Source organism: Bordetella tumulicola, from assembly GCF_965138755.1.
GTDB classification, from domain to species: domain Bacteria; phylum Pseudomonadota; class Gammaproteobacteria; order Burkholderiales; family Burkholderiaceae_B; genus Bordetella_A; species Bordetella_A tumulicola.
In genome coordinates this window covers 33,419-58,460 of the sequence record NZ_CBCSFP010000013.1, presented here as the reverse complement: position 1 = coordinate 58,460, position 25,042 = coordinate 33,419, and the positions used below count along the sequence as shown (strand labels likewise).

At 60.1% G+C, this 25,042-nt stretch carries 22 protein-coding genes; 12 read left to right on the top strand and 10 right to left on the bottom strand.

Annotated features, from left to right (window positions below; genetic code table 11):
• The first annotated feature begins 187 nt into the window (after window positions 1–187).
• From ACNAZS_RS23245 to ACNAZS_RS23220, 6 genes are read left to right on the top strand one after another with little or no spacing between them, the layout of a single operon-like run.
• Entirely contained in the window at window positions 188–1,288 is a 1,101-nt protein-coding gene (locus tag ACNAZS_RS23245) for a polyamine ABC transporter substrate-binding protein (protein WP_415792902.1), read from the top strand.
• 5 nt (window positions 1,289–1,293) lie between these two features.
• Complete coding sequence (locus tag ACNAZS_RS23240; protein WP_415792901.1) at window positions 1,294–2,421, top strand: ABC transporter ATP-binding protein; 1,128 nt, start codon at window positions 1,294–1,296, stop codon at window positions 2,419–2,421.
• Entirely contained in the window at window positions 2,418–3,338 is a 921-nt protein-coding gene (locus tag ACNAZS_RS23235; protein WP_415792900.1) for an ABC transporter permease subunit, read from the top strand. Before ACNAZS_RS23240 ends, ACNAZS_RS23235 begins: the two co-directional genes overlap by 4 nt.
• Window positions 3,335–4,144: an ABC transporter permease subunit gene (locus ACNAZS_RS23230; protein WP_415792899.1), complete on the top strand. Its 810-nt coding sequence runs from the start codon at window positions 3,335–3,337 to the stop codon at window positions 4,142–4,144. The genes ACNAZS_RS23235 and ACNAZS_RS23230 overlap by 4 nt, the downstream gene beginning before the upstream one ends.
• Window positions 4,141–4,500, top strand: coding sequence for an arsenate reductase (locus ACNAZS_RS23225; protein WP_415792898.1), 360 nt, complete (start codon window positions 4,141–4,143; stop codon window positions 4,498–4,500). Before ACNAZS_RS23230 ends, ACNAZS_RS23225 begins: the two co-directional genes overlap by 4 nt.
• Before the next feature lie 2 nt (window positions 4,501–4,502).
• A complete protein-coding gene (locus ACNAZS_RS23220) occupies window positions 4,503–5,198 on the top strand; it encodes a DNA-3-methyladenine glycosylase (protein ID WP_415792897.1) in 696 nt (231 codons plus the stop codon).
• Here ACNAZS_RS23220 and ACNAZS_RS23215 read toward each other — a convergent pair.
• Entirely contained in the window at window positions 5,177–5,887 is a 711-nt protein-coding gene (locus tag ACNAZS_RS23215) for a YrbL family protein (RefSeq protein ID WP_415792987.1), read from the bottom strand. The two genes, ACNAZS_RS23220 and ACNAZS_RS23215, sit on opposite strands and share 22 nt — an antisense overlap.
• Window positions 5,888–6,174: 287 nt before the next feature.
• Between ACNAZS_RS23215 and ACNAZS_RS23210 the strand changes: the two genes are divergently transcribed.
• The 4 genes from ACNAZS_RS23210 to phoU all read left to right on the top strand — a co-directional run bounded on the left by ACNAZS_RS23210 (window position 6,175) and on the right by phoU (window position 10,981).
• A complete protein-coding gene (locus tag ACNAZS_RS23210; RefSeq protein ID WP_415792986.1) occupies window positions 6,175–7,470 on the top strand; it encodes a DNA recombination protein RmuC in 1,296 nt (431 codons plus the stop codon).
• A gap of 27 nt (window positions 7,471–7,497) precedes the next feature.
• Complete coding sequence (locus tag ACNAZS_RS23205) at window positions 7,498–9,273, top strand: acyl-CoA dehydrogenase family protein (protein WP_415792896.1); 1,776 nt, start codon at window positions 7,498–7,500, stop codon at window positions 9,271–9,273.
• A 91-nt stretch (window positions 9,274–9,364) separates the two neighbouring features.
• Complete coding sequence (gene rpiA / locus ACNAZS_RS23200; protein WP_415792895.1) at window positions 9,365–10,042, top strand: ribose-5-phosphate isomerase RpiA; 678 nt, start codon at window positions 9,365–9,367, stop codon at window positions 10,040–10,042.
• Between the two features lie 168 nt (window positions 10,043–10,210).
• Complete coding sequence (gene phoU, locus ACNAZS_RS23195; RefSeq protein ID WP_415792985.1) at window positions 10,211–10,981, top strand: phosphate signaling complex protein PhoU; 771 nt, start codon at window positions 10,211–10,213, stop codon at window positions 10,979–10,981.
• Between the two features lie 65 nt (window positions 10,982–11,046).
• On the opposite strand, the gene ACNAZS_RS23190 is transcribed toward phoU, so the two are convergent.
• Together ACNAZS_RS23190 and argA are read right to left on the bottom strand one after the other, a co-directional pair.
• A complete protein-coding gene (locus ACNAZS_RS23190; RefSeq protein ID WP_415792894.1) occupies window positions 11,047–11,319 on the bottom strand; it encodes an oxidative damage protection protein in 273 nt (90 codons plus the stop codon).
• 99 nt (window positions 11,320–11,418) lie between these two features.
• Window positions 11,419–12,777, bottom strand: a complete 1,359-nt coding sequence (argA, locus tag ACNAZS_RS23185) for an amino-acid N-acetyltransferase (protein ID WP_415792893.1) — start codon at window positions 12,775–12,777, stop codon at window positions 11,419–11,421.
• A gap of 179 nt (window positions 12,778–12,956) precedes the next feature.
• Between argA and hrpA the strand changes: the two genes are divergently transcribed.
• On the top strand, window positions 12,957–16,847 hold the full coding sequence (gene hrpA / locus ACNAZS_RS23180) for an ATP-dependent RNA helicase HrpA (RefSeq protein ID WP_415792892.1): 3,891 nt from the start codon (window positions 12,957–12,959) through the stop codon (window positions 16,845–16,847).
• Between the two features lie 338 nt (window positions 16,848–17,185).
• Here hrpA and trxA read toward each other — a convergent pair whose 3' ends face one another.
• The 7 genes from trxA to ACNAZS_RS23145 form a co-directional block, all read right to left on the bottom strand.
• Window positions 17,186–17,581: a thioredoxin gene (gene trxA, locus ACNAZS_RS23175; RefSeq protein WP_415792891.1), complete on the bottom strand. Its 396-nt coding sequence runs from the start codon at window positions 17,579–17,581 to the stop codon at window positions 17,186–17,188.
• Window position 17,582: 1 nt separating this feature from the next.
• A complete protein-coding gene (locus tag ACNAZS_RS23170; protein ID WP_415792890.1) occupies window positions 17,583–18,584 on the bottom strand; it encodes an LLM class flavin-dependent oxidoreductase in 1,002 nt (333 codons plus the stop codon).
• 191 nt (window positions 18,585–18,775) lie between these two features.
• Window positions 18,776–19,543 carry a class II aldolase/adducin family protein gene (locus tag ACNAZS_RS23165; RefSeq protein WP_415792889.1) on the bottom strand — a complete coding sequence of 256 codons (768 nt, stop codon included), beginning with the start codon at window positions 19,541–19,543 and terminating at the stop codon, window positions 18,776–18,778.
• Between the two features lie 83 nt (window positions 19,544–19,626).
• The gene (locus ACNAZS_RS23160) at window positions 19,627–20,898 is read right to left on the bottom strand and encodes a TRAP transporter large permease (protein ID WP_415792888.1); all 1,272 of its coding nucleotides are present in this window, start codon (window positions 20,896–20,898) and stop codon (window positions 19,627–19,629) included.
• A complete protein-coding gene (locus ACNAZS_RS23155; RefSeq protein ID WP_415792887.1) occupies window positions 20,895–21,380 on the bottom strand; it encodes a TRAP transporter small permease in 486 nt (161 codons plus the stop codon). The genes ACNAZS_RS23160 and ACNAZS_RS23155 overlap by 4 nt, the downstream gene beginning before the upstream one ends.
• A 9-nt stretch (window positions 21,381–21,389) precedes the next feature.
• A complete protein-coding gene (locus tag ACNAZS_RS23150; protein ID WP_415792886.1) occupies window positions 21,390–22,439 on the bottom strand; it encodes a TRAP transporter substrate-binding protein in 1,050 nt (349 codons plus the stop codon).
• 131 nt (window positions 22,440–22,570) lie between these two features.
• Window positions 22,571–23,863, bottom strand: coding sequence for an NCS2 family permease (locus tag ACNAZS_RS23145; protein ID WP_415792984.1), 1,293 nt, complete (start codon window positions 23,861–23,863; stop codon window positions 22,571–22,573).
• A gap of 72 nt (window positions 23,864–23,935) precedes the next feature.
• Between ACNAZS_RS23145 and tsaD the strand changes: the two genes are divergently transcribed.
• Window positions 23,936–24,985, top strand: a complete 1,050-nt coding sequence (gene tsaD / locus ACNAZS_RS23140) for a tRNA (adenosine(37)-N6)-threonylcarbamoyltransferase complex transferase subunit TsaD (protein WP_415792885.1) — start codon at window positions 23,936–23,938, stop codon at window positions 24,983–24,985.
• The last annotated feature ends 57 nt before the right edge of the window (window positions 24,986–25,042 follow it).

Genomic DNA, 25,042 nt, shown 5'->3' with positions numbered 1-25,042 from the left:
ACGCCGCTGCGCGGCGTTTCCCTCGGTTCAAAGGGCCGGCCGGGCCACAGCGCGCTGACAGGAACGCCAGAATAGAGACGCGCCCCCGGTAGAGACGCAATTGCCAGCCTAGTCACAAAAAAGGCTTTATCATTTTGCCCTCTAGCGAATTTCGCATCCGTAAAGAACGTAGCAAAGGGGGGCTCGCATGAAAACAATGGCGGGAATGCATTGGATATTCGGCCTGGCGCTAAGCGCCGCCGCATCCTGCACCTGGGCGCAAGATCAAGTCGTCAACGTCTATAACTGGGCGGAATACACCGCGCCCGACACGATTTCCGGCTTTGAACGCGAAACCGGCATCAAAGTCCGGTACGACGTCTACGACACCAACGACACCCTGCAGGCCAAACTGCTGACTGGCAAATCCGGCTACGACGTCGTCGTGCCCTCTACCCACTACGCCTCTCGCCAGATCCAGGGCGGTCTTTACCAAAAACTCGACAAGACCAAAATCCCCAATTGGTCCAATCTCGACCCCGACATCATGGCGCTCGTCGCGACCATCGACCCCGGCAACGAATACGTCATTCCCTGGGGCTACGGCACCAACGGCCTGGGTTACAACGTCACCAAAGTCAAAGAGATCATGGGCGAGGGCGTCGACCTCGCCAACTGGGACATGCTCTTCAAGCCCGAAAACGCCGCCAAGCTGAAAGACTGCGGCATTTCGATGCTCGATGAAGCCGCACAGGTCTTTCCGGCCGTGCTCAAATACCTGGGGAAAGACCCCAACAGCGAGAACGCCGACGACTACCAAGCCGCGCTCGATCTGCTCAAGCAGATTCGTCCCTACATCCGTCAATTCAGCTCGTCCGGTTACATTGACGAACTGGCGGTCGGCGATCTCTGCATGGTCTACGGCTTTTCGGGCGACGTCATGATCTCCCGCAAGCGTGCCCAGGATGCCAAAAAACCCTACGACATCAACTACTTCATCCCCAAGGGTGGCGCCCCGGCGTGGTTTGATGTCATGGCGATCCCCAAAGACGCACCCCATGTCGATGCCGCGCACGCATTCATTAACTACATCGAGACCCCCAAGGTTCACGCGGCCATCACCAACACCATGTTCTATCCCAACGCCAACAAGGCGGCGCGCGAGTTCGTGATCAAGGACGTGGCTGACAATCCAATGATTTACCCGCCGCCCGACGTGGCCAAGACACTCTATGTGATCAAGGCCCAGCCGATGAAAATCCAGCGCCTGCAGACTCGCATGTGGGCGGAACTGAAATCGGGGCGATAAGCATCATGAGTGACAGCCGTTACGCGGCACAGCATTCCGGTGATCCAGACGAGTTCGTCCGGATCACCGATCTGGTCAAGATCTTTGGCGACGTCGTCGCGGTCCAATCCGTCAATCTGGCTATCAAACGCAACGAGATCTTTGCCTTGCTCGGCAGTTCGGGTTGTGGCAAATCGACCTTGCTGCGCATGCTGGCCGGCTTCGAAGACGCCACGTCCGGTCAGATCATGCTCGATGGCGAGGACATCACCAATGTGCCGCCGTACCGGCGTCCGGTGAACATGATGTTTCAGTCATATGCGCTGTTCCCGCACATGACGGTCGAAGCCAACGTGGCGTTCGGCCTGAAACAAGAGGGTGTCGCGCGCGCCGAGATCAACGATCGGGTGTTCGAGGCCCTGAATCTGGTGCAGATGGCCGGCTATTCGCGCCGTAAACCGCATCAGTTGTCGGGGGGCCAACAACAGCGCGTGGCCCTGGCGCGCAGCCTGGTCAAACGGCCCAAACTGTTGCTGCTGGACGAACCCATGTCAGCGCTCGATAAGCAGATTCGCCAGAAAACGCAGATCGAACTGGTCAAGATTCTGGAGCAAGTGGGCGTGACCTGCATGATGGTCACGCACGACCAGGAAGAAGCCATGACGATGGCACACCGCCTGGCCGTCATGACCGAGGGCCAGATCGTGCAATGCGGAACGCCACAAGACGTCTACGCGTTTCCCAACTCGCGTTTTGTCGCGGGCTTTATCGGCTCGGCGAATTTATTTACGGGCACGATCGTGGTCGATGAGCCCGATCACGTCGCCATCGAGAGCGAAGACCTCACGCGGCCGTTGTATGTGAGTCATGGCGTCAACGAACCCCTCGGGATGGAAGTACACGTTTCGATCCGGCCCGAGCGACTGGTTGTGTCAAAGGTGCAACCCCAGGGGGAATACAACTGGGCGCACGGCATGGTCAGTCACATGGCGTGGATGGGCAGCTATGCGCTTTACCAGATACGACTGGACTCCGGAAAAATCGTTGAGGCCAGCGTGCCCAGCCTGCAACTGGCCCAGGCCGACGCGCCCGGCATTGACGAGGAAATCTACGTCAGCTGGAGCGCAGACAGTGCGACGGTGCTGGCGTCATGAAGCTGTCCGCGCCCCGCGACTGGATCCCATCAGGGCGAACGCTGGCCATCGTGCCGCCGTTTTTGTGGCTGACGCTGTGCCTGTTAGTCCCATTTTTGCTGGTGCTCAAGATCAGTTTTGCTGAACTGCAGTTCGGCATTCCGCCGTATACGGCGTTAACGGAGTTCAAAGACGAGGCGGTGCAATTCAGCTTGCACCTGGCCGGCTATATCCGCCTGTTTACCGACAGCCTGTATCTGCACACGTACCTGAGTTCGCTCAAGATGGCGGCGGTGACGACGGTGTGTTGCGCGTTGATTGGCTATCCGATGGCGTACTACATCGCACGCTCGTCGCCCGCGGTACGCAATCTCCTGCTGCTGGGCGTGATTTTGCCATTTTGGACGTCACTGCTGTTGCGCGTGTATGCCTGGGTAGGCATTTTGCGTAACGACGGCTTGTTGAACAAGTTCTTGATGAGTCTGGGCATTATTTCCAGCCCTCTGGAAATTTATCGTACCGATCTGGCGGTCTATATTGGCCTGGTCTATGCGTATTTGCCCTTTTTCATCCTGCCGCTGTATGCCACGCTGGTGAAGATGGATTTGCGCTTGCTTGAGGCGGCTTACGATCTGGGCGCGCGTCCGTGGCAGGCGTTCTGGCGCATAACCCTGCCGCTGTCGCGTCCGGGCGTGATCGCAGGTGCCATGCTGGTGTTCATCCCCACTGTCGGCGAGTACGTCATCCCCGAAATGCTGGGCGGCGCCGATACCCTGATGATGGGTCGCGTCATGTGGACCGAGTTTTTTAATAATGCCGATTGGCCGATGGCATCTGCCGTGACGTGCGTCATGGTGCTGCTGTTGTTGGTGCCGCTGGCACTCTTTCAGTACAGCCAGGTGCGTCAGCAGGAAATGGCCACGCGGGGGGCGGCATGACAGCGCCCAACAACACCGCGCGCGGTCTGGCGTTGGGGCTGGGCTATTTCTTTCTGTATGCCCCCATCGTCAGCCTGATGGTTTTTTCGTTCAACGATTCGCCTCTGGTGACCTCGTGGAGCGGCTTTTCGTTTCGCTGGTATACGGCGCTGTTCAACGATAGCGCCTTGCTGAGCGCGGCCTGGCTATCGTTCAAGATTGCCGGATTGACCGCGACGGCGGCCGTTATCATCGGAACCTGGGCGGGCTATGTGTTGGGCCGCATGGGGCGGTTCAGGGGCTTTACGCTGTATTTGGGAATGCTCAGTGCGCCGCTGGTGATCCCTGAGGTGGTGTTGGGGATTTCGCTGCTGCTGATGTTTGTGGAAATGCGCGGCTTGCTGGGTTGGCCCGCCGACAATGGCATTTTTACTATCTGGGTGGGCCATGTCACACTATGCGTGGCCTATGTGGCGGTAGTGATTCAGGCCCGGATTCGGGATCTGGATCGTTCACTGGAAGAGGCCGCGCTGGATCTGGGGGCGACGCCGTTGACGGTGTTTTTCCGTATCACGTTGCCCTTGATCACGCCGGCGTTGATATCGGCCTGGTTGTTGGCCTTTACCCTGTCGCTCGATGACGTCGTATTGGCGTCGTTCTTGTCCGGCCCTGGGTCCACGACCTTGCCCATGGAAGTTTTTTCGCGCGTACGCCTGGGGCTCAAGCCCGAGGTCAACGCGCTGGCGACGTTGTTTATCCTGGCGGTAGGCATTTGCGTCATCGTGCTCAATCGTCTGCAACAGCGCAAGGAGTCAGATTCCACATGAAGCACCAGGCAACTCTATATGGCTTGAATAAATGCAGCACCTGCGTCAAGGCACGCGATTGGTTATCGGCCCAAGGGGTCGAGCACGAGTTTATTGATTACCGCGATCATCCCGTGCCGGCCGCTACCTTAAAGGCCTGGTCGAAAAAGGTGGGCGGCTGGGAAAAGCTGGTCAACCGTGCCTCGATGACTTGGCGCGGCCTGTCTGATGAGCGCAAGGCCGCACAATCCGATGCCGAGTGGACGCAACTGATCGCCGATTATCCGGCCTTGGTGCGCCGGCCCGTTACGGTGACCCCCGATGGCGAGGTGTCCGTCGGCTTCTCGGAAAAACGTTACGGCGAGCGCTTCGCCTGAGTATGTCGGGGCATCCCGGGCCGGCGCTGCCCGACGCGTTCTTTGACCGCGATGCGAGCCAGTTGGCGCGTGAACTGTTGGGCAAGGTGATTCGCCGCCGTCTGAATGGGGTGTGGCTGTCGGCCCGCATCATCGAGACCGAGGCGTATTACCTGGCAGAGAAGGGCAGCCACGCGTCACTGGGCTATACCCACAAGCGCCGTGCCTTGTTTATGGGTGGCGGCACGGTGTACATGTACTACGCCCGTGGCGGCGATTCCCTGAATTTCAGTGCGGGCGGGCCAGGCAATGCGGTGCTGATCAAATCGGCGCATCCGTGGGTTGATACGGTCTCCGGACCCGATGCATTGGCCGTCATGCAAGCACTCAATCCCGACGCTCGTGGGCAGCCTCGGCCGCAAGGACGATTATGTGGGGGACAAACCCTGCTGTGCCGTGCCCTGGGGTTGAAAGTCCCGGAGTGGGATGCACGGTCTTTCGACCCGACCGTGTTTTTCGTCGAGGACGTGGGATCGTCTCCCGAGCGGCTGATCAGCACGACACGTCTGGGTATTCCGGCGGGCCGTGACGAGCATTTGCGTTACCGCTATGTCGATCCGTCCTATGCGGCCTTTTGTACCCGCAACCCGTTGCGTCGTGGGCAAGCGGTCGGTGAACATTACGACTGGACGGATCGTTACGGCGTGATCCTGGCCTGAGCCGTCGCCCGGGCTTCGTCGTATTGGCGCTGTATGCGGGCCCGCCACGCGGTGTATTTGCGGCGCATGCGCTGCGCATTCAGCCGCTTGCTCCAGGCGTATAGCGGGATCAACGGCAGCACGCCGAACCCATCGATCAGAAACATTCCTTCTTTGCCATCCGCGTTGCGGCCCAGGGCGATGTTCTTGGTCGACAAATCGTTGATGACGATATGCGAGTCGATCAGGTCGGCGAAAAAGGCATCCAACTGCGCACTCAGGGCGGGAGAGATGCCCTCGCGGGCGATGATCTCGGCCAGCGTGGGGGCGAGTTGGCCGTCGTCACCCGTGATTTTTTCGACGAGTTGACCCAGCCCCAGCGTGGTTTGCGCCACACCGACGACGCGGGACATCGGGATGCTCCATACCCCGGAGGGCACTGTCGTCGTTGTGACGTATTCGGACAACTCGTTGAGATATACCCGATAGGCGCTTTCGCGTTGGAACTGCTTGTAGAACCGCTTGAGCGGTTTGCGTTCCAGATAGGCCGCGTAGGCCTCCATGTTGATGACTTTAATCAGCAGGGAGGGCTCGTGAGGGTGTTGGAAAACGTAGCGATCTGCGCCCCGGGCGAGGACCTGCGCGCCGGCGAGGTCCAGCGGACCGAACACGGTGGCAAAGTTGCCGGGGCGCAAACAGGAGTCGATCACGCCTGCATCGAGCGGTGAAAAGGACTGGCCTGTGCCAAACGGGGCATCGACTGTAGACAAAATTTGTTGCAAAACGATGATAAGAAATATTTCTGCTATCCGGATTGTCGAAGTTAAGCGAAATTTTCGCAACTTGGGGTAATGCTTTGGGGGAAAACAGGGCGGGCGTGTTGTCAAAACCGACCGCCTCCTAAGGGCCCGGGCGGCGGCATGCCCCGGCCTACAATGATGTTTTCGGGAGATTGCCCTTGATCGACGCTTTCCCTTGGGTGGATGCTTTGCCCTGGATGACCGCTATCGTGGCGGTGCTGGTGTTATTGATTGTCTTGCGTCTATGGTTGCGTCCGTCTGGCGACGCGCAGATGGAACAATTGATGGATGGTCTGGATCGCCTGGAGCGTGCGCTGCGTTCGGATCTGGATGAGAGCCAGCGTGGGCTGCGAACGGAATTTTCGGAGTCGACGCGGGGCCTGCGCACCGAACTGGCCCAAGGCCACGAGGCGCTGCGTACGGTGCTGTCGCGCGATGCCCAGGCGGCCCGCGTCGAGTATGCGGAATCATTGACGCGTTTTTCGGCGCAGTTCAGCGAGCGTCTGGAGGGTCTGGTCGCGCTGAATGACCGTCGGATGCAGGACGTGCGCCAGACGGTTGATCAACGACTGCAGGCGTTGCAGGCCGACAACAGCAAGCGGTTGGACGAGATGCGCCGCACGGTCGACGAAAAACTGCATGCCACGCTGGAGCAACGTTTGGGCGAGTCGTTCAAGCTGGTGTCCGATCGGCTCGAGGCGGTTCACAAAGGGCTGGGAGAAATGCAGTCGCTGGCTGCCGGCGTGGGAGACCTGAAGCGGGTGCTGACGAATGTGAAGTCGCGAGGGACGTGGGGAGAGGTGCAACTGGCGCGCCTGATTCAGGACGTCATGACCCCTGACCAGTACGCCGCTAACGTCAAACCGGTGCCAGGTAGCGACGCCGTTGTGGAGTTCGCGATTCGTTTGCCCGGGCGCGAGACCGGGGCTGAACCGGTGTGGCTGCCGATCGACGCTAAATTTCCCAAAGAAGAGTACGAGCGCTTGATGGACGCGTATGACGCGGTGGATCCCGAGGGCGAACGGGTGGCCGGAGCGGCGTTGGCGCGAGCGGTGGAGTTACAGGCCCGCCAGATCGCCGCCAAATATGTGGCGCCACCGCATACGACGGATTTCGCGATCATGTTCCTGCCCACGGAGGGGCTGTATGCTGAGATCCTGCGGCGTCCCGGTTTGCTGGATAAGCTGCAGAGCCTGAGGGTAAATGTGGCCGGGCCGAGCAATCTGGCCGCCATGCTCAACAGTCTGCAGATGGGCTTTCGGACACTGGCGATTGAACAGCGTTCGTCCGAGGTGTGGCAGGTGCTGCGCGCGGTGAAAACCGAGTTTGCGAGGTTTGGCGATTCATTGGCAAGCGTGAAAAAGACATTAGAGACCGCCAGCACCAAGCTGGGACAGACTGAGGTCCGTACTCGGGCGATGTTGCGCAATCTAAAGACTGTCGAGGCGTTGCCGGACGAAGATGCGCAACGGGTATTGGGCGACGAGGGCTGATTTCAGGCCTGGTTCAAAGGAGAGGGTATGAGGTCGAGAGCGGGGAAGTCGGCTTTTCAGACGCATGCTGTGTTGAATCAAGTGGCGCCGCTAGAGGATTATTCCCTCTACGAGACAGATGTCGTCCTGCAGCAGGCGGTGCAGCGCGAGGGGGCGGGCGAGTGGGTTGCGGCGTTGCGCGAGCACGGGGCCTGGCTGGGGCGCGCGTCTACCTTGGCGGCCGGAGAGCAGGCCAATCGTTACTCACCGCGCTGGCTCGGGTACGACCGCAATGGCCATCGTGTCGATCAGGTGGAGTTTCATCCGGCGTGGCATGGCTTGATGTCGGGGATCGTGGCGCGCGGTTTACATAGCCATGCCTGGCGACAATCGTCGGCAGCGCCCTCGACGACCGCGAAAGCACCGATACGGCCGGGAGCACACGCTGCCCGCGCAGCCGCGTATTTGATGCAGGGGCAGGTCGAAGCCGGTACGTTGTGCCCCACGACGATGACATTTGCCGCCGTACCGCTGTTGCAGGGCGAACCGCCGGGAGCCATTGATTTTTCGGAGCACTGGTTACCCGCCCTGTTTTCCCAAGAGTACGACCCGGTCGACGCCCCGATATCCGCCAAGAAGGGGGCGTTGATCGGAATGGGATTGACCGAAAAGCAGGGGGGATCGGACCTCAGCGCGATTACCACTGAGGCCGTGCGACAGCGTCGGGGCGGCCGCGGCCGGGTGTACCACTTGACGGGTCATAAATGGTTTTTTTCGGTGCCGCATGCCGATGCGCACTTGGTGCTGGCCAATACGGAGGAGGGGCCAGGGTGTTTCTTTGTGCCTCGCTGGATACCGGAGGGGCCGCGCAACCCTGTGCGACTGCGCCGATTAAAGGACAAATTGGGGAACCGAAGCAACGCCAGCGGCGAGGTGGAGTTCGAACGTGCCTGGGGCATGCTGATCGGTGAACCCGGCCGGGGGTTGCCGATGCTGTTACAGATGGCGGCGACGACGCGGCTGGATTGTGTGCTGGGAAGTGCGGCGCTGTTGCGGCAGGCAGTCGTGCAGGCCGCCCATCATACTCAGCATCGGCAAGCGTTTGGCCAAGCCCTGGCGTCACAGCCCTTGATGCGTCAGGTGTTGGCGGATATGGCCCTGGAGAGCGAGGCCGCGACCGCGTGGGCCCTGCGCCTGGCACGCGCGGTCGATCAGCGTGACGACGCACTGGATGGGCCGGGCGCACGGGCGTTGGTGCGGGTCGGAACCCCGGCCGCCAAGCTCTGGGTGTGCAAACGCGCCATTACGGCGATCGCCGAATGCATGGAGGTCCTGGGCGGCAATGGGTATGTCGAAGAGGGCCCGCTGGCGCGCTTGTACCGAGAGGCTCCCGTGAATTCAATTTGGGAGGGGTCGGGCAACATCATGGCGCTGGATGTCTTGCGTGCGTTGCAGCGCGACCCCGGGTGCCTGGCGGCGTTGCGGGCGGAGCTGGAGCCCTCGAGGGGGGAATGGCCCGCCTATGATCATGCACTGGATGAATGGTTGACACAGGTGGGGGGCCAACTGCCTCGGGGGACGTCGGCGTCGGCCCCTTCGGCCGGTGATGCCTCGGCGTCCGTCGACCCGGCGCAGGCGCGTCACATCACCGCCGGGCTGGCCCGACTGTGGCAGGCGGCCTTGTTGATTCAATCCGCGCCCGCCGCCGTGGCAGATGCCTATGTGCGCAGTCGGGTTATCCAGCGCGGCGGAATCATTGGCGAATTGCCCGCGGGCCTGGACCTGAAGGTGATTTTGGCCCGGGCATGGCCAGGTATCTGCTAAATTGCAGCGCTGGCATTCACCTTATTCATTGGTATCTGCGGATACCGGTTTTTTCATTGACTTTTCGCGTGCTTTGGCACGCTGACGCATCATGCTTACGCAGCAAGAACTTAAGCAGCAGGCCGCCGACGCGGCGCTGGCCCTCATTGAACCCCTGGTCGGCCCCGACGTGATTATCGGGGTGGGCACGGGATCGACCGCCGACCTTTTCATTGACGGATTAGCCCGGTTTCGGGGGAAATTGGGGGGGACGGTGGCCAGTTCCGAGCGCAGCGCGGCCCGCTTGGCGGGCCATGGGCTCAAGGTACTGGATCTGAACGACGTGACGACCATGCCGGTCTATGTGGACGGCGCTGATGAGATCGATGCCCGTTTGCAGATGATCAAAGGCGGTGGCGCGGCGCACACACGCGAGAAAATCGTCGCATCGGTGGCCGAGCGATTCATCTGTATCGCGGATGAGTCCAAGTTGGTCGAACGTCTGGGCCGTTTTCCGTTGCCGGTCGAAGTCATCCCGATGGCCCGTGAGTCGGTGGCGCGCTCGTTGGCCGCCCTGGGTGGGCAGCCCAAGCTGCGTGAGGGCGTGACCACGGATAACGGCAACCTGATCCTGGACGTGTCGGACCTGTACATTGACGACGCGCCCGCCCTCGAGATCCTCGTCAATAACTTGCCAGGGGTCGTGACTTGCGGGCTGTTTGCCCGGGTAGGCGCCCATGTGGCGCTCCTGGCGACCCAGAACGGTATCCAGCGGCTCGAACGCCCTTGACGGGCTATTTTTCGTCTCGCCGCGTCGGATTCGCGTAGCGGTTTGCCGTAGGACGGTACCCGATTCATAATCTTGTCACATTCAAGTCATATGCTTCGCAGTCGGTACGCCCCTTATGCATCGCGAACAAACGGTAAAGTTATGAATACACCTACGCATGGAGCCCGGATGACCGAGCACACCAACAAGCAATTTGACGCCGATCTGCAAAGCGTCCGTTCGCAATTTCTGCAAATGGGCGGTCTGGTCGAGGCGATGATCCAGGAAGCCATCGACTCGGTACCTACCGGCGACATGGATCTGGTGGACAAGGTTCGCGAGCGCGAGAAACAGGTGAATCGCTTTGAAGTCGAGATTGACGAGCGCATTGGCCTGATCCTGGCGCGCCACCAGCCGACCGCGATTGATCTGCGGACCATGCTGGCGGTCTCCAAGATGCTGACCGATATGGAACGCTGCGGCGACGAGGCCGAGAAAATCGCCAATACCGTGCGCCGCATGTACGAGGCGGATCAGCGCTTTATGCCGGTGATCGAATTGCGCCATATGGCCAACAGCGTGGGCCGCATGTTGCATGATGTGCTGGACGCCTTTGCGCGTTTGGACCCCATCCTGGCCGCGCACGTCGTGCGCAGCGACAAGGAAGTCGACCGTGAGTGGAAGGGCGCGCTGCGTAACCTGATTACCTACATGATGGAAGACCCGCGCACGATTTCGCGCGCTATTGACATGGTGTTTATCGCCCGTGCGCTGGAGCGTATCGGCGATCATGCCAAAAATATGGCGGAACGGGTGATCTATCTGGTTAGAGGGGCGGACGTGCGCCACACCGGCGCCAAGAATGCCGAGCGCGAGGCGCGCGGTGAAACTGATGCCGACGAGTCGGCGACGTCGGCCTCGAACAGCGAAACGACCTCCGCCTCGAGCAGCGACGCGTAATCGTTATTGAGCTTGGCTGAATGAGCCCACCGCAACACGCGGTGGGCTCATTTTCATGTTGCGGCTTATTCTGACGGCGGGACAAAGCCCTGGGCTTCGACGCTGCCATCTTCAAACAAAAAGCGCTCCATCTGCTGTTGCAGGTATTTGCGGGCGCGGGCATCGGCCAGATTCAGGCGATTTTCGTTGACCAGGCGCGTCTGGACCTGTTTCCATTCTTCCCAGGCTTCTTTCGAGATGCTTTGCCAGATACGCGTGCCCATTTCGCCAGGATAGGGCGGGAAATCCAGCCCTTCGGCTTCGCGTTTCAGTTTTACACAGTTGACGGTACGGGACATGGTTGACTGCCGATTTCAATAGTAGACCCGCCATTTTAGCGGGCATGGCGCTTCAGTGGGGCGGGGGGCGTCATGATGACGCCTGTCCCGCGCCGTAGCTTATAGTTTTTTGATGAATACCAGGCTGTTGCGCGACCGGTTGTAGTGGTTTTGCTTGTCGCGCGGCAGATCCGCGATGCCGCCCTGTACAAAACCGCGCTTGATGAACCAGTGCGACGTACGTGTGGTCAGCACAAACAGTCGGCGCGCACCCATGGCGCGGGCGCGCGACTCCATGTGGCGCAGCAACATTTCGCCTTCGCCCGAGCTTTGCCACTCCGGGTGCACAATCAGGCAGGCCATTTCGGCCATGTGCTCTTCCGGATACGGGTGTAGCGCGGCACAACCGTAAATAACGCCGTCGTGCTCGAGCACAGTGAAGTGTTCGACTTCGCGCTCGATGACGCTGCGGGGGCGCGGCACGAGAGTGCCATCGGCCTCGAGCGGTTCGATCAGGCTCAGAATGGCGCCGACGTCGTCCAGGGTGGCCGGGCGCAGATCGTCCAGGGTGTCTTCGACCACCATCGTGCCCACGCCATCGTGGGTAAAGATCTCGAGCAGCACGCTGCCGTCCAGCGCATATGGCACCAGATGAGCGCGGGCGACGCCACGTTTGACCGCTAAGGACGCATGGCGCAGATAAAAAGCCGTGTCCTCGTCCAGATCGCCTTCTTGTTGCAGCAGGGTATCGGCGTCAATGCGCGCCAATTCCGTATCGACCGAGCCGTCGGGCGCCAGCACGCCTGGCGAACCGGACAGAAAAATCAGCTTTTCGGCACGCAGGGCAACTGCGACGCTGGTGGCCAGGTCTTCCATGGCCAGGTTGAAGGCATCGCCCGTAGGGGAAAAACCCAGCGGCGACAACAGCACGATCGTGCCTTTTTCGATGGCGAACTTTAGGGCGTCGACGTCGATTTTGCGTACTTGCCCGGTGTGTTGGTAGTCGACGCCGTCAAGCACGCCAGTGGGGCGGGCGGTGACAAAATTGCCCGAAATCACCCGGATATGCGAATGCGACATCGGGGTGTTGGGCAACCCCTGGCTGAAAGCGGCCTCGATATCGAGCCGGATTTCGCCCGCGGCCTCTTTGGCGCACTCTAGCGCGGCGGGGTCCGTGGGCGCCAGGCCGCGATCGAATTGCTGGGTGTAGCCTTTCAGGCGCAGTTGCTCATTGACCTGGGGACGCGATCCGTGCACCAGGACCAGCCGTACACCCAGCGCCGACAGCAGCGACAGGTCTTGCACCAGGGTGTTGAGCGCGCCGACCTGCACCAGATCTCCGCCAAAGGCGACCACGAAGGTCTTGCCTCGGAACGCATGAACGTATGGCGCCACATCGCGGAACCATCGGACGAATTGTGCGGCGGCGAATTCGGGGGCATCTTGGGCGGAGACGGTATCGTATTCCTGGTCGGACATGATGGGCGGTCGTTGTTCCTGTATGACGAGGGCACGCGGGGTGGGCGTGGTTGGCGCTGCAGAACGCGGCGCTGCGCGAAATTATATGACCGCGAGCGGGTACGCGCGGTGGATCAATTGGGCTCAGCAGCACGCGAGCAACAGTTTTTTATAATAGGGGATCAAAGGACAAATCTTACATGCCTGAAGTTTCCCCTGCGCCCGCGCGCGGCAAGACGCCGCGCCCCGAGCGGCCCATTCCCGTCATCACCTATCCTGAGGATTTGCCCGTCAGTGCTCGACGCGAGGAAATCGCGCGTGCGATCGCGGGCCATCAGGTCGTGATTGTCAGTGGCGAGACCGGGTCCGGCAAGACGACCCAGTTACCCAAGATCTGTCTGGAGCTGGGTCGGGGCCGTCAACGCATGATCGGCCATACCCAGCCGCGCCGTCTGGCCGCGACCTCGGTTGCCAAGCGGATCGCCGAAGAGCTGAAGACCTCGTTAGGGGAAATTGTCGGCTATCAAGTGCGATTCAACGATCGCACGGGCCCGAACGCGTCGGTCAAGTTGATGACCGACGGTATTTTGCTGGCCGAGTCGCAGCGCGACCCGCTATTGCGCCGCTATGACACCCTGATCATCGACGAGGCGCACGAGCGCAGCCTGAATATCGACTTTCTGCTCGGTTACCTCAAGCAACTGCTGCCGCGGCGCCCCGATCTAAAAGTCATCATCACCTCGGCGACCATCGACGCTGAGCGTTTTGCCCGCCATTTCGCCGCCTCGGAAGACCGCCTCGCGCCGGTCATCGAGGTATCGGGACGCCTGTATCCCGTCGAGGTACGCTATCGTCCGGTGCGCGACGAGACAGACGACGAGCAAGCCCCCAACAGCAACAAGCCGAACCGCGAGCGTTTGGCGGGCGACGAAGAGCGCGACCTGATCGATGCCATTGTTGACGCTGTCGACGAATGTGCGCGCCACGGCCCGGGTGACGTGCTGGTGTTTCTGCCCGGTGAGCGCGAGATTCGTGAATCGGCCGAGGCCCTGCGCAAAAAGCATCCGGCGGGCACCGAGGTTCTTCCATTATTTGCCCGGCTCTCACAGGCCGAGCAAGAGCAAATCTTTCATCCACGCACGAATGCGCGTCGCATCGTCCTGGCCACCAACGTCGCCGAGACCTCGTTGACCGTGCCCGGTATTCGTTTTGTGATCGACAGCGGGCTGGCGCGTATCAAGCGCTATTCGTGGCGCAACAAGGTCGAGCAACTGCGCATTGAGCCCATTAGTCGCGCCTCGGCCAATCAGCGCGCCGGCCGCTGCGGCCGCGTGGGTCCGGGCGTATGTATTCGGCTCTATGATGAGTTGGACTTCAACGGGCGCGCGGCGTTTACCGACCCCGAAGTGCTGCGTTCATCGCTAGCCTCGGTGATCTTGCGCATGAAGTCCCTGAAACTGGACGACATCGAGCAGTTTCCGTTTGTCGAGGCGCCACCGGGACGCGCTATCGCGGATGGCTACCATCTGCTGCAAGAACTCGGCGCGATCGAGTTGGCCTCGGCGTCTGAGGATGACGAAGCCACTGAAGCCGGTGATGCGACCCGCACGGGGTCCTCATATGTGCTGACAAGCATCGGGCACGAGCTGGCCAAGCTTCCGGTCGACCCCCGCATCGGTCGCATGATCTTGGCCGCGCGCGAGCAGCAATGTCTGGCCGAGATGTTGATCATCGCGTCGGCCCTATCCGTACAAGATCCACGTGACCGCCCCATGGCCGAGCGCGAAGCCGCCGAAGCGGCACACGCCAAATTCGCGGACGACAAATCGGAGTTCATCTCCTTTCTGAAACTCTGGCGCTGGTACGGTGAACAGGTGCAACACAAGGCGTCGCAACGTAAGCTGGTGGCTTTGTTGCGCCAGAACTTCCTGTCGCCTATCCGCCTGCGCGAATGGCACGACGTGCATACGCAATTGGCCGCCGTCGTGGGCGAGCAAGGGTGGCGCGTCAACCAAACTGAAGCCACCTATGAACAGCTGCATATGGCGCTGTTGGCCGGCTTGCTGGGCAATATCGGTTTCAAAAGCGACGAAGGGGGGCATTACCGCGGTGCACGTGATATTCGGTTTCACATTCATCCCGGCTCGCGAATGGCGAAAAAAGGCGGACGCTGGATTATCGCCGCCGAGCTGGTCGAGACCACGCGGCTATACGCTCGCTGCGTGGCGCGCATCGAGCCCGTCTGGCTCGAACGCGTGGCCGCACATCTGTTGCGTCGCAATTGGTCGGATCCGCGCTGGGAAAAGAAAGCAGGGCAGGTGGTCGCGAACGAACGCGCCACGCTGTACGGACTGATTATTTATGCCGGCCGCCGTATTCATTACGGCCGCGTCAATCCGCAACACGCGCGCGAGCTCTTCATCCGGCAGGCTCTGGTGCCGAGCGAAATCGACACACGCTTGCCCTTCGTCGCCCACAATCGCAAGCTTATCGCGGGCATCGAAAAACTGGAGCACCAGACACGCCGCCCCGATATCCTGGTCGACGAAGAACTGATCTACGCGTTCTACGACCGCCAGTTGTCAGAAGGCATCTCGCAAACAGCCACCCTGGAAAAATGGGTCCACGGCCTGGACAAACAAGCGGCTGCCGCCTTGATGCTGACCCGTGACGAACTCATGCGTCACGAGGCCGCAGGCGTCACCACCGATGTGTTTCCCAAACAGGTCGAATGGCAGGGCGTCGTCATGTCGCTCGACTACCATTTCGAGCCCGGTTCCGCGCGCGACGGCGTCACACTGTCCGTCCCGCTGTTCGCACTCAACCAGATCGACCCTGCCCGCTGCGAATGGCTCGTGCCAGGCATGTTGAAAGAAAAGGCACACCTGCTGCTCAAGTCGTTGCCGCAAAAACTGCGTCGCCATTGCGTCCCCTTGCCGGACTATGCCGCCGGCTTCTACGACCGCTGGTATGAGCGCCAGGCCGACCCGCAACGCGGCCTGGTCGATGCGCTGATCGCCGACATGTGGGACCAGGTACAGGTACGCCCGGCCGTCGGTGACTTTAAGCTCGAAACCTTGCCCGCCCATCTGTTCATGAACTTCAGGGTGGTCGACGAACATGGCCGCATGCTGGCCGCAGGCCGTAATCTGGCCCAGCTAAAAGCCGAATTCGGCAAACAGGCACAAGCCACTTTCCAGCAACTGGCCGTACGCGATGCCGGCGTCGCTCAAGCCCTGGCCCACGAAAACCTGACCTCTTGGTCCTTCGGCCCCTTGCCCGAAATCATGGAGATCAAACGCAAAGGCCAATCCGTAATCGGCTACCCAGCCCTCATCGACCGTGGCACCCACTGCGATCTGGACGTCTTCGACGATCCCGACGAAGCCAAGCGCCACCACCGCGCTGGCTTATTGCGCCTATTCCGTATCGGCCTGCGCGAACAGGTCAAGTTCCTGGAAAAGAACTTGCCCGACCTTACCAAAATGAGCATGCTGTATATGAATCTGGGAACCCAGGACGACCTGCGCGACCAGATTATCGACTGCGCGCTTGCCCAGGCGTGCCTGACGGACCCGTGGCCCGCCAATGAACAAGCCTTCGAAGCCCGCCGCCAAGACGGCAAAGGCCGCCTGGGCCTCCTGGCCCAAGAGGTCGCCCGCCTGTCTCACGCGGTGCTGATCGAATACGCAGCCCTGCAGCGCAAACTGCCGCAGGCCAAGCCGCACGCAGCCGCCTATGCCGACTTACAACAGCAGATCGGTACCTTAGTGCCCAAGTGGTTCATCCGCGATACTCCGTACACACACCTCACGCATTTCGCACGCTACCTGAAAGCTGCCGTGGCACGCATAGACAAATTACGGATCGATCCCACACGAGACGCGCGCCTGATGTCCGACATGGCGCCACTTCTCACCCAATACCAACGCACCCGCTCAGCCCTCAAAGGCGCACCGGACCCCGCATTGGACGAATTCCGCTGGCTACTCGAAGAACTGCGCGTCGCCTTATTCGCACAGGAATTACGCACGCCCATGCCGGTGTCAGTGAAGCGGCTGATGAAATCCTGGGAGTCCTTACGGCGATAGCTCGTTCGTCACGGTTGTTGGTTCTTGCGAGCGTTGTTTATGCTTTGCCACGGATACCAACATTCGGCCGCTGACAAGCAAACAAATCGCCAAACGCAAATGCGCCCAACACGCTATGCATAATGATATTGCGAGCAGAGGGCCGGTGCGTGTGAGTGACGCCGGCCTTTTGAACCGCGGGTAGTCCCGCGNAGCGGGNCCGAGGCCCCTGGTTGGGCCGAGCCGNGGTGATTAGGCCGGCGTCACTCACACGCACCGGCCCTCTGCGTCTAAAGTACAAACACCGAGGCAACAAGCAACCTTGCCGCGCAAAAACGCGATACCTGCTACATCAGAACTTAAGCCTGTTCGCCAGAACCAGACCCAGATTCCTTAGCCGCCGCGGCGATCTCTTCGTGAACCTTCGCCATATCGACAGACTTGATCTTCTCCAGCAGCTCCGCAAGCTGCCCGGCAGACAAAGCCCCCGGTTGCGAAAACAACAGTACCTGTTCGCGGAAAACCATCAGCGTAGGAATAGAACGAATTCCCAGTGCGCCCGCCAGCTCCTGCTCAACATCGGTATTGACCTTGGCGAACATGACATCTGGATGCTGCTCGGCCGCTTGGTCAAACACCGGTGCGAAACCCTTGCACGGACCACACCAGGGAGCCCAGAAATCGACAATCACCGTATTGTCCGGCTTGATCGAGTCCTGAAAAGAAGCTTGCGTCAGTTCAACAGTATTACTCATGTCAGATTCCTTCATTTTTCAGAGAGGCCAGGATTTCATACGAACGCAGACGGTCCTCGTGACGGAAGAAGTCCGACACAATCATGACCTCGTCGGCCTCAGTGCGCGCGATAAGAGATTGCAGTCCTTGTTTGACCGTTTCGGGGCCGCCCACAATAGACGCGGCCAACTTTTGATGCACAGCTTGGCGTTCCCACTCGTTCCAGAGGCCCTCCATGCTTTCCACCGGCGGTTGCAACTGCAGGCGATTGCCGCGAATCAGCGACAAGAACTTCAACTGCTGCGTTGTCGACAAATGGTGTGCCTGCTCGTCCGTATCTGCCGCAATCACCGGCACGCCGATCATCGCGTACGGACGGGACAGTGTCGCGGAGGGCTTGAACAAATGTCGATACAAGCGCATCGCGGCCATGCCTTCCGGCGAAAAATGGCCGGCAAACGAAAAGGGCAGGCCTAGTTCCGCAGCCAGTCGCGCGCTGAAATCACTCGACCCCAAGAGCCAGATCGGGACGTCCAGGCCGGCGCCCGGAATGGCGCGTACCGCCTGATCCGGCGCGGCCGGTGCGAGAAAAGCGCGCAGTTCGGCCAGCAACTCGGGGAAATCAAAACCGCTGCGGGGGCCGCGACGCAGCGCTTGTTGCGTTGCGCCGTCACTGCCGGGCGCGCGGCCCAGGCCGAGGTCGATACGGCCGGGAAACAGGCTTTCCAGCGTGCCGAACTGCTCTGCGATGATCAGCGGCGCATGATTCGGCAGCATCACGCCGCCCGAGCCGACACGCAGGGTCTTGGTATGCGCGGCGACGTGGCCAATGAGGACCGCCGTGGCGCTGCTGGCAATGCCATTAATGTTGTGATGCTCGGCCAACCAGAATCGCTGGTAGCCCCAGCGCTCCACGTGTTGGGCCAGGTCGACAGTATTGCGGAACGCGCTGGTCGGATCACCGCCCTGAACAATCGGGGCGAGATCCAATACGGAAAAGGGTACGCGAGCCAACTCGGTCATGTAGAAAAACTCCAGAAGTAACGGGCGAGGCGCGCCGCTGGGCTACGCGTTTAACTAATATTTGGGGAGTGTATAGGCGAAATCAAGGGAAAACCCGATCAACCTTGCGGTCGATCGGGTTGATAGCTAACGTCAATCGGTGTTTTTGCCTTGGGGCGGCCCGGCGGCAAAAAGCCCAACCCTGGCTCGCGTCAGTCTTGATATGAGCGATCGCGACGGTCCAGCATGCGCAGCATCGCCGGCCATTCCATCACCCCATAGGGGCGTCGCGTTTCAGGTCTATACAAATGAGCGGTTTTTGCAATCACTTCTTTCGAGGGGTAACGCAGATCGGTATTGCACGCCATGGCGTCGATTTGGGCGCGGCAGGCCATCTCGAGCCAATACATCGTATTGAAGGCTTGTGCGATGTCCACCGCCGCGACGAGCAAGCCATGGTTTCGCAAGACCATGGCGTCATTTTTACCGAGATCTTTTGTCAACCGTACTTGCTCGTCGGTGTCTACCGCGGGACCCTCATATTCATGATAGGCAATGGCGCCAAAGCGCATCGCGGTTTGTGTTAACGGCAGCAAGCCACAGTCCAGCGCGGAAACCGCCATGCCGGCACGCGAGTGCGTATGAATCACGCACTGGACATCATGGCGGGCCCCGTGGACGGCGCTGTGAATAACATAGCCAGCCAAATTGACATCGTAATGGTCATGCGGATTCAGGAGCACATCCCCGGCCAGATTGATAGTGATCAGACTGGACGCCGTGATCTCTTCATACATGAATCCGTAGGGATTGATAAGCAGTCGGTCCTCATCGCCCGGCACGCGTGCCGTGATGTGGTTATAGACGAGGTCACTCATGCCGAACATGGGCATCAGGCGGTAGCAGGCGGCCAGGTTGACTCGAGTTTCCCATTCTGCGTCGGAAACCGAGGCACGTACGTTCAACTTCGAAGTGTTCATGACGAAACCCTTTGTTTAGCGGTCAATGAAGCGGGTATATAGCGGGCAAAACCAACGTGTCTCCGCGGCGCACATCAAGTGAGTCATCGGACGAAATACAAAGAAAATGCGGGAACATAGGTCACCAGGATCAGGACCAGAACCATCATCACGATCTGGGGCCAAATCGCTCTGGCTATGTTGATCAAGCGCTCTCCACTGATGGCGGCCCCGACGAAGAGGCAATATCCAATCGGGGGAGCCGCCATGCCGATGGCCACATTCGTGACGATCATCGCCCCGAAATGAATGGGGTCGATTCCAAATTGGTGGCCAATGGCAATGAGCATGGGCCCAAAAATCAGCATGAGTGCGATCTCGTCCATGACCGCGGCCAGCAAGAAAAATCCTAGATTGAGGATCATCAACATGATCCATTGCTGGTGAATCGACGCATTCAGAAAGGTCGCCAAACGGGTGGCAAATTGTTCCTGGGCCACCAGGACGCCCATACCCCCTGATACGGCAACAATGCCCATGACGATAGCGCTGATCGTCATGGCTTTCAGGAACACGGTGGGGAGTTGAGCAAAGCGCAGCCGCTTTTCAATAAAAAGGCCGACCACCAGGCTATATAGACAAACGACCGCGGCCGCTTCAGTGGGCGTAAAGATACCCCCGTAGATCCCGCCCAGCACAATGACGGGGGCCAGCAATGCCCAAACGCCTTTGCGCAATGCGCTCCTGACTTCGGCTGCGCTGGCGCGGGGGAGTCGCGGTATCTTGTCGCCATGAGCCCGCCACGCCACGAGCGCTGACAGTCCCAGCGCCATCAGCAGTCCCGGAATAATGCCCGCAAGGAAAAGCTTCGAGATGGATTGCTCCGCGATCACTCCCCAGATGATGAATGCAATGGAGGGGGGAATCAGAGGGGCCAATACGCCCGCGCTGACCGTTAGCGACGTGGCGTAGGATTTCGCATAGCCGCGCTCGGCCATCGCCGGGATCATGGTGCTACCAATGGCAGCGGTCGTGGCAGGCGCTGAGCCCGAGATCGCCGCAAAAATGCACGCCGCGACAATGGTGACGTGCCCGAGCCCACCCAGTAAATGTCGAACGCACACATCAGCGACGGCGATCAGCCGGCGTGACAATCCGCCTGCGGACATCAGCTCTCCCGCGAGCATGAAGAACGGGATACCCAAGAGACTGAACGATTGCGTACCCGCCACCATGGTCTGCGGAAGCAGCATGAGCGGAATGTCGGCGACAACAATGACTGCGGTCACCGCCAGGCCGATTGCAAAGACGAACGGGACGCCGAGCACCACCATGCCGGCAAAGCCCACTGTCAAAATCCAGGCGCTCGTGCTCATGCGCTGTCTCCCGGCGCGACGAAAGACAGCAACCTTTCAAGGCTGAACAGGCAGATCAATCCGCCACAGACGGGCGCCGCGCTATACAGCAACGCGATCGGATATCCCATCGCGGCAGAGCTGGATCCGCGCATTTCGCGTACATAATCAACGCCGGCTATTGCGAGATAGACGCCAAACGCTAACGTTGCGACGCAGATTAGAGATTCCAGCCACTGACGGCCACCTGCCGGCATTCGCTCAACGAGAATATCCATGCGGACATGAAATGCCTCTCTGACGCCCACCGCCAACATGAGCAACATCGACCAACTGAATAACAGCAGGGCGAATTCCTCTGTCCAGGAGGGAGGATCATTGAAGGCAAAACGCATCGCGACTTGCCAACAGATCGTGATCACCATCAGGAAGGCCAGGCCAACCACGACGGCTTTCACCACCTGGCTAATGATGGCGTTACATAGCTTCAGTACGCTGATCACGCCACGCACTTAGTTCACTTGCGCTAAGGCGGCATCAAGAATGTCGCTCCCTATGCGAGGCTTGAACTCTTCGTATACCGGCTGGACTTTCTTGCGGAACGCGGCGGGGTCGGTAATGGTGTTGAGCGTCATGCCTTTCTTTTCGAGAGCGGCCGCGAGTTTTTTCGAGTTTTCCTCCGTGACTTGCCGCTGTTCGAGCGTGGCTTTCCTTGCCGCGCTGATAACGGCATCACGCTGAGCAGGCTCCAGTTTGTCAAGCCACCGTTTGTTGAAAACAAACTCTATGATGGAGAACGTGTGCTGAGTCAGCGACAGGTACTTGGTGATCTCATAGGACTTCGTGGAGTCGATCACCGAAAGCGGGATTTCCAATCCGTCCAGCGCGCCCTGTTGTACTGCGGTATACGTCTCGCCCCATGCCATCGGAACGGGGCTGCCGCCTAGCGCCTTATACATGCCGATGTAGATGGGGCTTTGCATCACGCGATACTTGACGCCGACCACATCTTCGGGCGTTTTGACCGGTCGGACGTTGTTGATCATATTGCGAAAACCGCCGCCCATATAGCCCAACACCGCGATGCCCTTGTCTTCAAGCTTCTTGGTTAATTTTTTTCCGACTTCGCCCTCCATCAGTTGATAGGCTTGCTCGGAGGAGGAGTAAAGGAAGGGCAGATCATTGAGCTGATACGCAGGCTCGATCTGTGCCACTACCGCGTTAGTGATGATACCGGCCTGCGCCATTCCCATTCGAATCCCTTCTAGCAGCGGCTTTTCGTCTCCGAGCTGGCGATTGGGATAGAGCTGGACATCAAAGTTTTTTCCGTTTGGCTCCGCCTCAAGAGCGGCCTTGAACGCCCGGGCCCCAATGGCATAGGGATCCTCTACGCCATCCGTCGTGGTCCAACCGAGTTTGATGATTTGTTTGTCTTGTGCAAGGACTGGTGAAGCGGTAATCCAGCTGGCGAGAGCGATGCATGCAACTATCCAAGAGGCTCTCATTACCGAAGGTGAACAGGCGATAAGCATCGCCCGCAAGCTGTGGCTGCAGTTGCGCATCTATGTCTCCGATTTATCGTTATCGGGTCATTTTCAACGCAGTCGAAGTGCACTTCAATTAATCAATTTAGAACGCGGGGTTCCAGTCAGTGAAAGGGTCCCCGTCGTCGGCGTGAGAAGACAAGGTCGGGTTAACCCGGAAAAAACGCGTAGCGTATGACGAACAACACCGCCACCAGCCAAGTCGCGGGATGCACAACACGGATCTGGCCGGTGGCTGTTTTCAGGACGACATAGCTGATAAAGCCAAAGGCGAGGCCATCGGCGATGGAGTACGTGAAAGGCATGACCAGCGTGGTCAGGGCGGCCGGCGTCGCCTCGGAGACGTCGCTCCAGTCGATTTCGACCAGCTCGCGCATCATCAGGCCCGCGACATACAGCAACGCGGGTGCCGTGGCATAGCCCGGCACAGAACCCGCCAATGGCGAGATGAACAGGGCGGCCAGGAACAGCAGTGCCACCACCAGGGCGGTCAGCCCGGTGCGGCCGCCCGCCTGTACGCCCGAGGCGCTTTCGGCATAGGCGGTGGTGCTGCTGGTGCCCAGTAGCGAGCCCGCCACAATCGCCGTACTATCGGCGAACAAGGCGCGGCCCAGACGGTTGGGCTTGTTTTCGGGCACCAGGCCCGCACGCTTGGCAACCCCCATCAGGGTGCCCGTCGCGTCAAAGACCTCGACCAGGACAAAGACCAGAATGACGTGGACGAAGCCCGTATGCAGGGCGCCGAGGATATCCAGTTGCAGGAACGTTGGCACCAGGCTGGGCGGCGCCGAAAATACCCCGTGGAATTCGTTGTAGCCCAGGGCCATCGACAGCAGCGTGATGATCAGGATCCCGATCAGGATCGCGCCTCGCACACGCAGGGCATCCAACGACGCGATAATGAAGAAGCCCAAGATGGCAAACAAGGGCCCGGGTTCGCGCAGATCGCCCAGCGTTACCATCGTCGCCGGATGCGGGACGACGATCTTGGCGGTGGACAGCGCAATGATCGCGAGAAATAGCCCGATACCGGCCGCGATGGCGCTGCGCAACGAATGCGGAATGCCCTTGATCAGCCAGGAACGCACGCCGGTAACGGTCAACAGCAGGAAAATCACGCCCGAGATAAAGACCGCGCCCAGGGCTTGCTCCCAGGTGTAGCCCATGGTCTTGACGACTGTGAAGGCAAAGAAGGCGTTCAAGCCCATCCCTGGCGCCATGCCGATGGGCCAGTTGGCCGCCATGGCCATGATGAATGACCCCAGCGCCGCGGCCAGGCAGGTGGCCACGAAGACGGCGTTGCGATCCATGCCGGTGGACGACAGAATGTCCGGGTTGACGAAGATGATGTAGGACATCGTCAGGAATGTCGTTAAACCCGCAACGACTTCGGTACGGACGTTGGTACCGTGTTCGCGCAATTTAAATAGCTTCTCCAGCATCGTCTGACCCCGGTAGTTGATCTTGTGGGTGGATAACGCCGCCATTTTCGCACCAGATGTAAACTCGCGGCCATGATCATTCTAGGTTTTGAAAGCTCGTGCGACGAAACCGGCGTTGCCGTCGTGTGTACCGAGCGTGGCTTGCTTGCGCATGCCTTGCATTCTCAGATCGCCATGCACCAGGAATACGGGGGCGTGGTGCCGGAGCTCGCGTCGCGCGACCATATCCGCCGCGCGGTGCCGCTGGCGCGACAAGCGCTCGCCGAGGCGGGGTTGACGCTGCAGGATGTGAACGCCGTTGCCTATACCGCCGGCCCGGGGCTGGCGGGGGCCTTGTTGGTAGGCGCGAGCGTAGCCCAGGCATTTGCCTGGTCGCGCGGGCTGCCCGCCATTCCGATTCATCACCTCGAGGGGCACCTGCTGTCGCCCTTGCTGGACGATCCTCGGCCCAAGTTCCCGTTCGTTGCCCTGCTGGTGTCCGGCGGGCACACACAATTGATGCGGGTCGATGGCGTGGGGCAGTATGCCTTGTTGGGCGAGACACTGGATGACGCGGCGGGGGAGGCTTTTGATAAGTCGGCCAAGCTGTTGGGCCTGGGCTATCCCGGCGGTCCCGCGCTGTCGCGCATGGCGGCCCAGGGCGACGCACAGCGCTTTAGTTTGCCGCGTCCCATGTTGCACAGCGCGGATCTCGATTTCAGCTTTAGTGGCCTCAAAACGGCGGTATTGACCCGCGTCAGAGAGGCCGAGCGCTCAGGCTCGGGCTTGGACGAGCAAACACGCGCCGATTTGTCCGCCGCGACGCAGGCGGCGATTGTCGACGTGCTGGTCTCCAAGGCGGTCAAGGCGCTCCGGCAAACCGGCCTGAAAAGGTTGGTCGTCGCCGGTGGCGTGGGAGCCAATGCATTGCTGCGCGCCCAGTTGGCGCAGGCCATGCGGCCCTTGCGCGCGCAGGCTTATTTTCCGCCGCTGGCCTTGTGTACGGATAACGGCGCGATGATTGCGTTCGCAGCCTCCGAGCGCGTCAAAGCCGGACTGGTGTCATTACAGGCTGGTGACCATGCCTTTACCGTACGCCCGCGCTGGGATCTGGCCGATATCTGCGTGAGCACGCCGGCGTAGGCAGCGTGCCGCGAGGTGGACAGTAAGCCTACGGCGCCGCGTGGGGGCCTTTTTGCC

What these genes read in the sequence shown, in the direction of transcription:
- ACNAZS_RS23245 (WP_415792902.1), top strand. Translation starts at nt 188, where the DNA reads ATGAAAACAATGGCGGGAATGCATTGGATATTCGGCCTGGCGCTAAGC.
- ACNAZS_RS23240 (WP_415792901.1), top strand. Translation starts at nt 1,294, where the DNA reads ATGAGTGACAGCCGTTACGCGGCACAGCATTCCGGTGATCCAGACGAG.
- ACNAZS_RS23235 (WP_415792900.1), top strand. Translation starts at nt 2,418, where the DNA reads ATGAAGCTGTCCGCGCCCCGCGACTGGATCCCATCAGGGCGAACGCTG.
- ACNAZS_RS23230 (WP_415792899.1), top strand. Translation starts at nt 3,335, where the DNA reads ATGACAGCGCCCAACAACACCGCGCGCGGTCTGGCGTTGGGGCTGGGC.
- ACNAZS_RS23225 (WP_415792898.1), top strand. Translation starts at nt 4,141, where the DNA reads ATGAAGCACCAGGCAACTCTATATGGCTTGAATAAATGCAGCACCTGC.
- ACNAZS_RS23220 (WP_415792897.1), top strand. Translation starts at nt 4,503, where the DNA reads ATGTCGGGGCATCCCGGGCCGGCGCTGCCCGACGCGTTCTTTGACCGC.
- ACNAZS_RS23210 (WP_415792986.1), top strand. Translation starts at nt 6,175, where the DNA reads ATGACCGCTATCGTGGCGGTGCTGGTGTTATTGATTGTCTTGCGTCTA.
- ACNAZS_RS23205 (WP_415792896.1), top strand. Translation starts at nt 7,498, where the DNA reads ATGAGGTCGAGAGCGGGGAAGTCGGCTTTTCAGACGCATGCTGTGTTG.
- rpiA (WP_415792895.1), top strand. Translation starts at nt 9,365, where the DNA reads ATGCTTACGCAGCAAGAACTTAAGCAGCAGGCCGCCGACGCGGCGCTG.
- phoU (WP_415792985.1), top strand. Translation starts at nt 10,211, where the DNA reads ATGACCGAGCACACCAACAAGCAATTTGACGCCGATCTGCAAAGCGTC.
- ACNAZS_RS23190 (WP_415792894.1), bottom strand. Translation starts at nt 11,319, where the DNA reads ATGTCCCGTACCGTCAACTGTGTAAAACTGAAACGCGAAGCCGAAGGG.
- argA (WP_415792893.1), bottom strand. Translation starts at nt 12,777, where the DNA reads ATGTCCGACCAGGAATACGATACCGTCTCCGCCCAAGATGCCCCCGAA.
- hrpA (WP_415792892.1), top strand. Translation starts at nt 12,957, where the DNA reads ATGCCTGAAGTTTCCCCTGCGCCCGCGCGCGGCAAGACGCCGCGCCCC.
- trxA (WP_415792891.1), bottom strand. Translation starts at nt 17,581, where the DNA reads ATGAGTAATACTGTTGAACTGACGCAAGCTTCTTTTCAGGACTCGATC.
- ACNAZS_RS23170 (WP_415792890.1), bottom strand. Translation starts at nt 18,584, where the DNA reads ATGACCGAGTTGGCTCGCGTACCCTTTTCCGTATTGGATCTCGCCCCG.
- ACNAZS_RS23165 (WP_415792889.1), bottom strand. Translation starts at nt 19,543, where the DNA reads ATGAACACTTCGAAGTTGAACGTACGTGCCTCGGTTTCCGACGCAGAA.
- ACNAZS_RS23160 (WP_415792888.1), bottom strand. Translation starts at nt 20,898, where the DNA reads ATGAGCACGAGCGCCTGGATTTTGACAGTGGGCTTTGCCGGCATGGTG.
- ACNAZS_RS23150 (WP_415792886.1), bottom strand. Translation starts at nt 22,439, where the DNA reads ATGCGCAACTGCAGCCACAGCTTGCGGGCGATGCTTATCGCCTGTTCA.
- ACNAZS_RS23145 (WP_415792984.1), bottom strand. Translation starts at nt 23,863, where the DNA reads ATGCTGGAGAAGCTATTTAAATTGCGCGAACACGGTACCAACGTCCGT.
- tsaD (WP_415792885.1), top strand. Translation starts at nt 23,936, where the DNA reads ATGATCATTCTAGGTTTTGAAAGCTCGTGCGACGAAACCGGCGTTGCC.